The following is an 11597-nucleotide window of genomic DNA, read 5'->3' on the forward strand; positions in this document are numbered from 1 at the left end:
ACGCAGGGCCCTGAATCGGGCTCGCGGACAGTGCCTGGTGGGTAGTTTGACTGGGGCGGTCTCCTCCCAAAGAGTAACGGAGGAGCACGAAGGTTGGCTAATCCTGGTCGGACATCAGGAGGTTAGTGCAATGGCATAAGCCAGCTTAACTGCGAGACGGACAGGTCGAGCAGGTACGAAAGTAGGTCATAGTGATCCGGTGGTTCTGAATGGAAGGGCCATCGCTCAACGGATAAAAGGTACTCCGGGGATAACAGGCTGATACCGCCCAAGAGTTCATATCGACGGCGGTGTTTGGCACCTCGATGTCGGCTCATCACATCCTGGGGCTGAAGTCGGTCCCAAGGGTATGGCTGTTCGCCATTTAAAGTGGTACGCGAGCTGGGTTCAGAACGTCGTGAGACAGTTCGGTCCCTATCTGCCGTGGGCGTTGGATGATTGAAGGGAGTTGCTCCTAGTACGAGAGGACCGGAGTGAACGAACCTCTGGTGTTCGGGTTGTCACGCCAGTGGCACTGCCCGGTAGCTAAGTTCGGAATCGATAACCGCTGAAAGCATCTAAGCGGGAAGCGAGCCCTGAGATGAGTCATCCCTGACCCCTTGAGGGTCCTAAAGGGCCGTTGGAGACCACAACGTTGATAGGTGGGGTGTGTAAGCGCGGCGACGTGTTGAGCTAACCCATACTAATTACCCGTGAGGCTTAACCATACAACACCCAAGAAGTGTTCGAAGGCTTGTAGCAGATACCGAGAACGAACAACAAAATCAGCTTTCTTAGATTGAAGATTTTGCCTGGCGGCAATAGCGCAGTGGAACCACCTGACCCCATGCCGAACTCAGAAGTGAAACGCTGTAGCGCCGATGGTAGTGTGGCATTCGCCATGCGAGAGTAGGACACTGCCAGGCACCCAACACGAAAAACCCCGCTCATTTGAGCGGGGTTTTTTATTGCCTGAAATGTCTGTTCGCCGTTGTCCTGCCCCTCGCTCCCTCTTATTTATATCTTTGCATGGAGTGGCCTGTTTGCCCGCTGTCATTGCTTGGCGTATGAACATGACGTTACCTGAGCACTCACCGCTGTGCATCAGATTGCCCAGTTGGCTCTCTTCTGTCTAAACCCGGTATCGGGCCTGCGATTGGGGTTGTATCTGCATCATAACTCGGTAGAGTAAAGGGCATTCCGGGTTTGCCCATGCCATGCCTTCGTCTATTTATCTGGTACTGGGAATACCGATCAGTTTTCATTCACCTTCAGTAGTGGTATCGATATGGAACAAGTAAACAAGTCTACCTTCAGCGATGTGTTGGAATATGTGCGTATGTCCCGTCGTCAGAACAAGCTCAAGCGTGAGATCGCGGATAACGAGAAGAAGATCCGTGACAACCAGAAGCGGGTCCTGCTGCTCGACAACCTGAGCGACTACATCAAGCCCGGCATGAGCATCGACGAGGTACAGGCCATCATCGCCAACATGCGTGCGGATTATGAAGAGCGGGTTGATGACCACATCATCAAGAACGCAGAGCTCTCCAAGGAGCGCAAGGAACTGAGCACCAAGCTGAAAGGCATGAGCACCAGCAAGTAATCCCGCCCTGCTCTCGCAAACACCGGCCTTGGGCCGGTGTTTCATTTTCCCCTCAGCTCGGATCTCTTGCCGCGCTGCAACAATCGGCTCCCATTTTCACAATTGCCCTGTTAACATCGCTGCAAAGCAGTCAATAGTTTTCAAGCCCTTGACTTGAAACGACTAAGCTTGATTGAAAGACAATAAATTGCGCAACCATGGTGGGGCTGATATGGGCGCATCAAAACAGACGGATTCGAATAAAGTGGCATCTCAGGATTCATCCGTCCCGCATGCGGACGGGCAACATCAGCGCAAGCGTCGCCCTTGGTGGCGCTGGTTGTTCTGTTTTATCTTCGTGCTTTGCCTGGTTGCCGTGATTGCCCTGGTCGGCTATGAGATGAAGACATCACGGCTGCAGTCGCAGGAGGTCTCCCGCTATGCAGCCAAGCTGACGTATCAGCTTGAACCCGGCCCCAGTAAACAGATCGCCTTCCCGGACGATGGCCCCTTCGACAAGCGCCTTGGCTATGTGCTGATGCCCATGATCCAGGAGCGTCTCACCCAGCGCGGCTATCAGGTGAGCGAGCAGGTGCGTTTTTCTGATGCACTCTACAACTATGCCAGCCATGGTTTCTTTGTCCCTTACACCGAGAAGGTTCAGGCGGGGCTGACGCTGCATGACTGTCGTGCCGAGCCCTTCTACCAGTACAAGTATCCGACCCATTACTATCCGGATTTCAACGCCATACCGCCTCTGGTAATACAGTCGCTGCTGTTTATCGAGAACCGGGATCTGCTGAGCAACAAGGAGCCCCTCGCCAACCCGGCCGTGGACTGGCCACGCTTCGCCAAGGCGGCCCTGTCTCAGGTGGGCAAGGCATTGGACATGCAGGATCAGTCGGCCGGCGGCAGTACCCTGGCGACCCAGGTGGAGAAGTATCGTCATTCTCCCGATGGCCTGACCGTTTCGCCGACCGAGAAGATCCGCCAGATGGTCTCTGCCAGCGTGCGTGCCTATCGTCTGGGGCCCGAGACACTGGAGGCGCGCAAGCTGGTTGCCTGGGCTTATCTCAACTCGGTGCCGCTCTCTGCCGCCCCGGGATACGGCGAGGTTCATGGTCTGGGGGATGGGCTCTGGGTCTGGTTCGGGGCCAATGTGGACGAGGTCAATCGTCTGTTGGACCCCGCCCGCAATCAGGACGCTACCCTGGCCGAACAGGGCTTGGCACTGCGCCAGGTCGTTTCCCTGATGATTGCCCACCGTCGCCCCTCCTACTACCTAGCTCAGGGCCGGGAGGCATTGTCGACCCTGACAGACAGCTACCTGAGACTGTTCGTGCAGGAAGGGATGATCACGCCCCCCCTGATGGAGTCCGCCCTCAAGGCCCAGCTGGTCTTCCGCGATTTCCTGCAGGCACCGGCCATCACCCGGGTCAACAACAACAAGGGCCTGCAGGTGGCTCGAACCCGTCTGAGCCGCCAGCTCGGGGTTCAGCTCTACGATCTGGACCGCATGGATCTGACGGCCAATACCACCCTCAACATGCCGTTGCAAAACGAGGTCTCACGTTATCTGCAGCAGTTGGCGGATCCCGCCTTCGCCGCCCAGGTAGGCCTGTTTGGTGAGCGCCTGCTCTCGCCGGAGAAGACGGGGGACGTGAAATACAGCTTCACCCTGTTCGAGAAGACCCCGGAAGGGGTCAAGGTGCGCGTGCAGACCGACAACACGGATCAGCCGTTCGACATCAACGAGGGAAGCAAGCTGGAGCTGGGGTCCACCGCCAAGCTGAGGGTGCTGACCACCTATCTCGAGATCGTCACCGAGCTGCACGACAGCTACGGGAACATGCCGGCCGAGAGTCTGCGCAAGATCGAGGTCTCCGATCAGGACAACATCAGCCGCTGGGCCATTTCCTATCTGATCAATGCCAGGGACCGGAGCCTGCCCGTGATGCTGGAGGCCGCGCTGGACCGCAAGTACTCCGCGAGCCCCTATGAAGGCTTCTTCACCGGGGGCGGCATGCACACCTTCAACAACTTCCGCAAGGAGGACAACGGTCGCATCCCCCCTATCCGCGATGCCTTGCGTGAATCCATCAACCTACCGTTCGTGCGGCTGATGCGGGATATAGTGCGCTACAGCCTCTACAAGGAGGGTAACCGGGCCCAGTTGCTCAAGGATGACAAGGATCCGCGCCGCACCGAGTATCTCGCCAAGTTTGCCGACAAGGAGGGCCAGACTTATCTGCTGCGCTTCTGGCGCAAGTATCGCGGCAAGACGGTGGAAGAGCAGCTCGATACCTTCCTCGACGGTCTCAAGCCCAGCGCCGTGCGTCTCGCGGCCGTGCATCGCTACCTGATGCCGGAGGCGTCGCAGGCGGAGTTTGCCGCCTTCCTGGCGAAGCGTCTGCCACGGGAGAAGCTGAGCGAGAAGCGGGTCGAGCAGCTCTATGTCAGCTACGGTCCGGGTAAGTATTCACTGCCGGACCAGGGCTATATCGCCCGGGTCCACCCCCTGGAGCTGTGGCTGCTCTCCTATCTCAGGGCGTTTGACAAGGCGACCTTCGCCGACGCCGTCGAGGCCAGCCGGGACGAGCGTCAGGAGGTCTACAGCTGGCTGTTCAAGACCCGCCATCGCAGTGCCAGGGACAGCCGGATCCGTACCATGCTGGAGGTCGAGGCCTTCCTCGACATCCATCAGCGCTGGGCACGCCTGGGTTATCCGTTCGACCATCTGGTGCCCTCCCTGGCAACCGCCCTTGGCAGCTCGGGTGACAGGCCGGCGGCTCTGGCGGAGTTGATGGGGATCATCCAGAACGGCGGGATGCGGGCGCCGACCCTGCGCATCGAGCATCTCTCCTTCGCCAAGGACACCCCCTTTGCCACCGCCTTTGAGCCGGCCAATACCCAAGGGGTCAGGGTGATGCCGGTCGAGGTGGCGGATGCCCTGCGCAACGCCTTGTCCAAGGTGGTGGAAGGGGGCACGGCGCGGCGCATCGCCGGAGCCTTCGCCCTGCAGGACGGCACCGTCCTGGCCCTGGGGGGCAAGACGGGGACGGGGGACAACAGGATCGAGACGGTTGGCCGCTACGGCAATGTGACCAGCTCGCTGGCCCGCAACCGTACCGCGACCTTTGTCTTCTACATCGGGAATGATCACTTCGGCACCCTGACGGCCTATGTGCCGGGCAGCCAGTCCGACAAGTTCCGCTTCACGTCGGCGCTACCGGTGCAGGTGCTCAAGGGGATGGCTCCCCTGCTGGTGCCTTATCTGCAGCCCGGCACCCATACCCAGTGTATGGCGGGCAACTGATCTAGCATAAAAAACGGGGCCTGATTGGCCCCGTTTTCGTTTCTGCCGTCAGCAGGCGGCTGGCTTACAGCTGGTCTTCGATCTCGCCGCGCAGGTACTGGTACATCTCGCGATAGGCGACCGGCGGCTTGTTCAGCTCCCGCTCCTTGTTGGCGGTCCGGATCAGCTGACGCAGCTTCTGGCGGTCCAGTTCGTGGAACTGGGACATCAGCTCGTTGAGGGCGCTGTCACCCTCGGTGATCAGGCGCTCGCGCCACTGTTCGAGACGATGCAGACGGGCGTTCACGGTGGAGTGGCGCATCTTGATGATGGAGAGGGCCTCTTCGATGGGGCCGACATCGCGGCTGCGCATCAGGCGACCGATGAACTGCAGATGGCGGCGGAAGGACTCATCCTTCTTGGGCTTGAGCTTGCGGCCCAGCTCGACCGCTTCGGCCAGCTCCTCGTCCAGCGGGATCTTCTCCAGCTCGCTGTGGCTCAGGGAGACGATCTCTTCCCCCATCTTCTGCAAGGCCTCGGCATCGCGCTTGAGCTGGCTCTTGCTGGGGCCCCAGTCTTCCCACTCGTTGTCGTCTTGATATTGACTCATCGGTCTCTAGATTCCTGTCATTCACGTTTGGCGGATATGTTACCAGCTTCTCCCGCTGGGCGCAGGGGTCTGATATGCTTAGCCCCTTTCCTTCCTTCATACAGATGTGAGTTATGGACCAGCAAGATCAAATCCGCCAGGATCAAGCCCATCTCGAGGCCGTGGTCGCCGAGGCCCTGGCGATAGCGAAAGGGCTGGGCGCCGGGCTTGCCGAAGTCTCCATCAGCAAACAGACCGGCCTCTCGGTGAATACCCGGGGCTGCGAGCTGGAAAGCATCGAGTTCAACAAGGACGGGGCGCTCGGCATCGCCGTCTATCGCGATGGCTGCAAGGGCTCCTCGTCCACCACGGATCTGACCAAGCCGGCCATTCGTGCCGCCGTGGAAGCGGCCATGGAGATCGCCCGCCATACCTCTCCCGATGAGTGCGCCGGCCTCGCGGATGCGGATCTGCTGGCCTGGGATGCGCCGGATCTGCAACTCTGTCACGCCATCGAGCTCGATCCCCAGCGCGGCATCGAGCTGGCCATCGAGTGCGAGCGGCTGGCCCTGGGGCGCGACGCCCGCATCAAGCACTCCGACGGCGCCAGTTTCTCCAGCCATCTGGGGGTGAAGGTCTATGGCAACAGCCACGGCTTCGTCAAAGGCTATGCGGCATCGCGCAACTCCCTGAGCTGCGTGCTGATCGGCGAGCAGGACGGCGATATGCAGCGGGACTATGGCTACTCCTCCAGCCGCTCCCTGGACGGGCTCTGGAGCCCGCAGCGCATCGCCGACGAGGCGGTGGAGCGCACCGTCTCCCGCCTGGGAGCTCGCAAGATCAGCACCCGTCACGCCCCGGTGCTGTTCCACCCCGATACCGCAGCCGGGCTCTGGGGCCACCTGGTGATGGCCATCAGCGGGGGCAACCTCTATCGCAAGTCGAGCTTCCTGCTGGACAAGCTGGGCAAGCAGATCCTGCCCGAGTGGCTCACCATTCAGGAGTTCCCCCACTTGCTGGGGGGGCTCGCCAGCACCCCGTTCGACGGGGAGGGGGTGCGTACCCGCGACCTGGACATAGTCCGCGACGGCGAGCTGATGAGCTGGCTGCTCACCTCCTACTCCGCCCGCAAGCTGGGGCTGACCACCACGGGCCACGCCGGGGGCATCCATAACTGGCAGGTCTCCAGCACAGGTCAGGACTTCCAGGGCATGCTCAAGGAGATGGGCACCGGCCTGCTGGTGACCGAGCTGATGGGGCAGGGGGTCAACATCGTCAATGGCGACTACTCCCGCGGCGCCGCCGGTTTCTGGGTGGAGAACGGCGAGATAGCCTATCCGGTGGAGGAGATCACCATAGCGGGCAACCTGGCCGAGATGTTCAGCCATGTCGTGGCGGTGGGCTGCGACGAAGACGAGCGCTCCAGCCTCAGGACCGGCTCTGTGCTGGTCGAGCAGATGAAGTTGGCGGGGCACTGATCTCCCTTTGCCCTGCCTGAATCGCGATCATGGAAAAAGGCCCCCTCGCCTGGCGAGGGGGCCTTTTTATGCACGGCTCATGAGGAACCGGACTTATTCCTTGATGCGCTCGATGCGACCGCCCAGGCCTTGCAGCTTGTGCTCGATGTCTTCGTAGCCACGGTCGATGTGATAGATGCGATCGACTATGGTGGCCCCTTCGGCCACGAAGCCGGCCAGCACCAGGCTGGCGGAGGCGCGCAGATCGGTCGCCATCACCTGGGCACCCTTGAGCTGGTTGGTGTCGCGGCAGATGGCCACGTTGCCCTGCAGTTCGATATCGGCGCCCATCCGTACCAGCTCGGGCACGTGCATGAAGCGGTTCTCGAAGATGGTCTCGGTGACCATGCCGGTACCCTGGGCGACCGCGTTCAGGACGGTGAACTGGGCCTGCATGTCGGTCGGGAAGGCCGGGTAGGGGGCGGTCTTGATGGTAACCGGCTTCAGGGTGCGGCCCGTCATGTCCAGGGTGATCCAGTCCTCGCCCTTCTCGATCAAGGCGCCTGCCTCTTCCAGCTTGACCAGCACGGCTTCCAGCAGACTCGGGTCCGTGTTGCGGCAGGTGATCTTGCCGCCGGTGACCGCTGCGCCCACCAGGAAAGTCCCGGTTTCGATGCGATCAGGCTGCACGCTGTAGCTGCCACCGTGCAGACGCTCGACGCCGTCGATGGTCAGGGTGTCGGTACCCGCACCCTGAATGTTAGCTCCGAGCGCGTTGAGGAAGTGGGCCAGATCGACCACCTCCGGTTCCCGCGCGGCGTTTTCGATCACGGTGCGACCGTCGGCCAGGGCAGCGGCCATCATCAGGTTCTCGGTGCCGGTGACGGAGACCATGTCCATCAGGATGTGGGCACCCTTCAGGCGACCGTCGACACGGGCCTTGATATAGCCGTCCTCGATGGTGATCTTGGCGCCCATCAGCTCCAGGCCGTGGACGTGCAGGTTGACCGGGCGGGCACCGATGGCGCAGCCGCCGGGCAGGGAGACGTCGGCCGCCCCGAAGCGGGCCGCCAGCGGACCCAGCGCCAGGATGGAGGCACGCATGGTTTTCACCAGCTCGTAGGGGGCGACGTGGTTGTTCACCGCACCGGTCAGCACGGTCACATTGCCGTTGACCTTGGTGGTGGCACCCAGCATCTCCAGCAGCTTGAGGGTGGTGCCGACGTCTTTCAGACGCGGCACGTTGGAGAGCTGCACCTCTTCGTCGCACAGCAGGGTGGCGAACAGGATGGGCAGGGCGGCGTTCTTGGCGCCGGAGATGGTCACTTCACCGGAGAGGGTGCAGGGGCCGGTGATCTTGAATTTGTCCATGGTTACTTCTTTACCAAATCAGGAGGGCAGCTGGAATTTACGCTCGCGTTTCCACTCGGCGTCGGTATAGGCCTTGATGGAGAGAGCGTGGATCTCGTTGGTGGCGATCTTGTCCATCAGGGGGGCATAGATGGCCTGTTGTTTCTTGACCCGGCTCATGCCGTCAAACATGTCGCCGACGGCGATCACCTGGTAGTGACTGCCATCCCCTTTGACATGGACTTCGGACAATGGCAAAGCCTCGAGGAGTATCGCTTCAATTTCAGAGACTTGCATTATGAGTCCTCAGTTGTGAGCGGGGTTGAATGAAAGAGGCCGGCCACCCCGTAGAGGTTGGCCAGCGTATGAAAATCGTCGGAGGCGCCCACCAGTGTCGGTGTGGCGCCTCGTGCCAGGGCCGCCTTGGCCCATTTGACCAGCAGGGCCAGGCCGGCGGAATCCAGGGTGGTGACGGCACCGAGTTCGAGTCGGTCGTCCTGCCACCAGTCGGCGCGGCGTTGCCAAAGATCGTTGACCTGGGCCGCCTGCAAGTCACCGCTCAGGATCATGACTTGATGACCAGCGGCTTGGCATTGTGTTCGCGCAGCTGGGCAATCACCGCGTCGATGCCGTTCTGGCGGATGAGGCCGCCGAGCTCGTTCTGCTTGGCAGAGAGCAGGCTGATCCCTTCTGCGACCATGTCGAAGGCTTTCCACTCGCCGGTCTTGTTGTTCTTGCGCAGCTTGAATTCGAGGAAGATGTCCGGCTTGCCGGCCTCTTTCACGCTGACGTTGACGGCGGTGATGTTGCTCTCGGCGGCCTTGCCCGGCTGAACCTTGACGGTCTGCTTGTCGAAGTGGGCCAGGGCATCGGCGTAGGAGCTCACCATGTACTCGGTGAAGACGTCGACGAAGGCGTCACGCTGGGCCGGGGTGGTCTGCTTGATCTGGTTGCCGAGCACCTTGTAGGCGGCGAAGCGGTTGTCGACATAGGGCAGCAGCTCCTCGCGGATGATCACCCTCAGGTGGTCCGGGTTGCTCTTCACCTGGGCCTGGTCGGCTTTCAGGCGGGCAAAGGTCTGCTGGGCGGCCTGATCCACCAGGGCGTAAGGATCCGAGGTGTTGACATCCGCCCGGGCGACGAGGGAGAACAGCATGCTGGTCATCAGACCCAGCAGCAGGGCGACTTTCTTGAACATGGTTACTCCTTGGTTGCGGGTGTATTGGCGGCCGGAGAGGACTGGCTGTAAAGGAACTTGCCAATCAGGTCTTCCAGCACGATGGCGGACTTGGTGTCTTCGATCATGTCGCCGTCCTTGAGCATGCTGGTGCCCATATCCTCGTCGGTGAAGCCAGGAGCCAGACCGATGTACTGCTCGCCGAGCAGACCTGAGGTGAGGATGGAGAGGGTGCTGGTCTCGGAGAACTCGCCGGCACTCTTCTGCATCTGCAGGGAGACGACGGGCACCTGGCTCTTGGCATCCAGGCTGATGTCGCTGACCCGGCCGACGACGACGCCACCCACCTTGACCGGCGAGCGTACTTTCAGGCCGCCGATATTATCGAAATGGGCGCGCAGGGTATAGGTTTCTCCTTCCGGTTTGAAACTCAACCCCGCCACTTGCAGTGCCAATGCCAGAATGGCCGCGATGCCAGCCAGCATGAAGGCGCCAACCAGAAATTCTACTTTGCTGAACTTCATCTTTCCCTTATCCAAACATGACTGCGGTGAGTATAAAATCCAGACCGAGCACGGCCAGGGATGAGTGGACCACGGTGCGGGTCGTCGCCTGACTGATCCCGGCCGAGGTCGGTTTGGCATCATAGCCGTTGAAGAGTGCGATCCAGGTGACCACCAGGGCGAAGATCAGGCTCTTGATGGCCCCTTGCATGATGTCGTCCTGCCAGTCGACGGAGGCCTGCATGGCGGACCAGAAACTGCCCTCATCCACCCCCAGCCAGTCCACGCCAACCAGCTTGCCGCCGAAGATGCCGATGAGGCTGAACATGAAGGCCAGCAGCGGCATGCTGATGACACCGGCCCAGAAGCGTGGCGCCACGACGCGGCGCAGGGGATCGACGGCCATCATCTCGAGGCTCGAGAGCTGCTCGGTGGCCTTCATCAGGCCGATCTCGGCGGTGAGGGCCGAGCCCGCACGACCGGCGAACAGCAGGGCGGTGACCACGGGGCCCAGCTCCCGCAGCAGGGAGAGGGAGACCAGGGGCCCCAGGCTCTGCTCTGCGCCGAAATCCTTCAATACGTTGTAGCCCTGCAGCGAGAGCACCATGCCGATGAAGAGGCCCGACACCAGTATGATGGCGACGGACTGTACACCCACCACGTAGAGCTGCTGCACCAGCAGCGGGAAGTGCTTGCGCGGCTGGGGGCGGCCCGCCAGCGCATGAAACAGCATGATGGTGGCGCGACCGATGGCGCTGATGAAGCGCACCCCGCTCCGACCCAGCTTGCTTACCTGAGTTGTCAACATCACAGATCCTGTAGCAGGTCGCCTGCCGGAAAATGAAACGGAACAGGACCGTCGGGCAATCCTTTCAGGAACTGCTCGACTTCGGGATTGTGCTCTTCGCGCAGTTGCTCCGGCGTGCCGTGCGCGACCACCTTGCGGTTGGCGATGATGTAGGCGTAGTCGGCGATGCTCAGCACCTCTTTCACGTCGTGGGTGACGATGACGGAGGTGATGCCGAGGGCGCCGTTGAGCTCCTTGATCAGCTTGACCAGCACCGCCATGGTGATGGGATCCTGACCGACGAAGGGCTCGTCATACATGATGAGATCCGGATCCAGCGCGATGGATCTGGCCAGGGCCGCGCGTCGGGCCATGCCGCCGGAGAGCTCGGAGGGCATCAGTTTCGCCGCGCCGCGCAAGCCCACCGCCTGCAGCTTCATCATGACGATGGTGTGGATCAGCTCCTCCGGCAGACCGGAGTGCTCCCGCAGCGGAAAGGCCACGTTGTCGAAGACCGTCATGCCGGTGAACAGGGCGCCGCTCTGGAACAGCATGCTCATCCGCTTTCGCACTTCATACAGCCGGCTGCGCGAGAGGGTGGGGATGTCTTCCCCGTCAAACAGGATGTGACCGGATTCAGGCTTCAGCTGGCCCCCGATCAGGCGCAGCAAGGTGGTCTTGCCGATCCCGCTCGGCCCCATGACGGCGGTGACCTTGCCACGGGGAATGGTCAGGTTGATCCTGTCGTACAGCAACCTATCTCCGTGACTGAACGTCAGGTCGGAGATGGTGATCAGGTCATCGTTCAAACAATTGTCCATCCGGTATAAATGAAGAGCGAATTTTATGGGCTAGTCTAGGTCTAAGCAACAGCG

At 61.1% G+C, this 11597-nt stretch carries 11 protein-coding genes and 2 rRNA genes (1 of these 13 only partly in view); 5 read left to right on the forward strand and 8 right to left on the reverse strand.

Annotated elements, in window-relative coordinates; translation table 11 throughout:
• From I6L39_RS08370 to I6L39_RS08385, 4 genes are all read left to right on the forward strand, one after another.
• Positions 1-707 (forward strand): 23S ribosomal RNA (locus I6L39_RS08370) (it extends 2182 nt beyond the left edge of the window).
• A gap of 83 nt (positions 708-790) precedes the next feature.
• Positions 791-905: ribosomal RNA gene (gene rrf / locus I6L39_RS08375) — 5S ribosomal RNA — on the forward strand.
• A gap of 362 nt (positions 906-1267) precedes the next feature.
• Positions 1268-1585 (forward strand): PTS system regulator TmaR, encoded by a 318-nt coding sequence (gene tmaR / locus I6L39_RS08380; protein WP_042074391.1) that lies wholly within the window; start codon positions 1268-1270, stop codon positions 1583-1585.
• A 211-nt stretch (positions 1586-1796) separates the two neighbouring features.
• Complete coding sequence (locus I6L39_RS08385) at positions 1797-4880, forward strand: transglycosylase domain-containing protein (RefSeq protein ID WP_042074393.1); 3084 nt, start codon at positions 1797-1799, stop codon at positions 4878-4880.
• 64 nt (positions 4881-4944) lie between these two features.
• On the opposite strand, the gene yjgA is transcribed toward I6L39_RS08385, so the two are convergent.
• Positions 4945-5469 carry a ribosome biogenesis factor YjgA gene (yjgA, locus tag I6L39_RS08390; protein ID WP_042074394.1) on the reverse strand — a complete coding sequence of 175 codons (525 nt, stop codon included), beginning with the start codon at positions 5467-5469 and terminating at the stop codon, positions 4945-4947.
• A gap of 113 nt (positions 5470-5582) precedes the next feature.
• Between yjgA and pmbA the strand changes: the two genes are divergently transcribed.
• A complete protein-coding gene (gene pmbA / locus I6L39_RS08395; RefSeq protein WP_042074395.1) occupies positions 5583-6926 on the forward strand; it encodes a metalloprotease PmbA in 1344 nt (447 codons plus the stop codon).
• Positions 6927-7019: 93 nt separating this feature from the next.
• Here pmbA and murA read toward each other — a convergent pair whose 3' ends face one another.
• From murA to mlaF, 7 genes are read right to left on the reverse strand one after another with little or no spacing between them, the layout of a single operon-like run.
• Positions 7020-8276, reverse strand: a complete 1257-nt coding sequence (murA, locus tag I6L39_RS08400; protein ID WP_042074397.1) for a UDP-N-acetylglucosamine 1-carboxyvinyltransferase — start codon at positions 8274-8276, stop codon at positions 7020-7022.
• 18 nt (positions 8277-8294) lie between these two features.
• A complete protein-coding gene (gene ibaG / locus I6L39_RS08405) occupies positions 8295-8552 on the reverse strand; it encodes a BolA family iron metabolism protein IbaG (protein ID WP_010675882.1) in 258 nt (85 codons plus the stop codon).
• A complete protein-coding gene (locus I6L39_RS08410) occupies positions 8552-8824 on the reverse strand; it encodes a lipid asymmetry maintenance protein MlaB (RefSeq protein ID WP_042074400.1) in 273 nt (90 codons plus the stop codon). Before I6L39_RS08410 ends, ibaG begins: the two co-directional genes overlap by 1 nt.
• The gene (gene mlaC / locus I6L39_RS08415) at positions 8821-9453 is read right to left on the reverse strand and encodes a phospholipid-binding protein MlaC (RefSeq protein ID WP_042074403.1); all 633 of its coding nucleotides are present in this window, start codon (positions 9451-9453) and stop codon (positions 8821-8823) included. The genes I6L39_RS08410 and mlaC overlap by 4 nt, the downstream gene beginning before the upstream one ends.
• A 2-nt stretch (positions 9454-9455) precedes the next feature.
• Positions 9456-9956: an outer membrane lipid asymmetry maintenance protein MlaD gene (gene mlaD / locus I6L39_RS08420; RefSeq protein WP_042074406.1), complete on the reverse strand. Its 501-nt coding sequence runs from the start codon at positions 9954-9956 to the stop codon at positions 9456-9458.
• Positions 9957-9963: 7 nt separating this feature from the next.
• Entirely contained in the window at positions 9964-10743 is a 780-nt protein-coding gene (gene mlaE / locus I6L39_RS08425) for a lipid asymmetry maintenance ABC transporter permease subunit MlaE (protein ID WP_042074408.1), read from the reverse strand.
• Entirely contained in the window at positions 10743-11543 is an 801-nt protein-coding gene (gene mlaF, locus I6L39_RS08430; protein WP_042074410.1) for a phospholipid ABC transporter ATP-binding protein MlaF, read from the reverse strand. The genes mlaE and mlaF overlap by 1 nt, the downstream gene beginning before the upstream one ends.
• Positions 11544-11597 lie beyond the last annotated feature (54 nt).

The organism is Aeromonas sp. FDAARGOS 1409 (assembly GCF_019048705.1).
GTDB lineage: Bacteria > Pseudomonadota > Gammaproteobacteria > Enterobacterales > Aeromonadaceae > Aeromonas > Aeromonas sanarellii.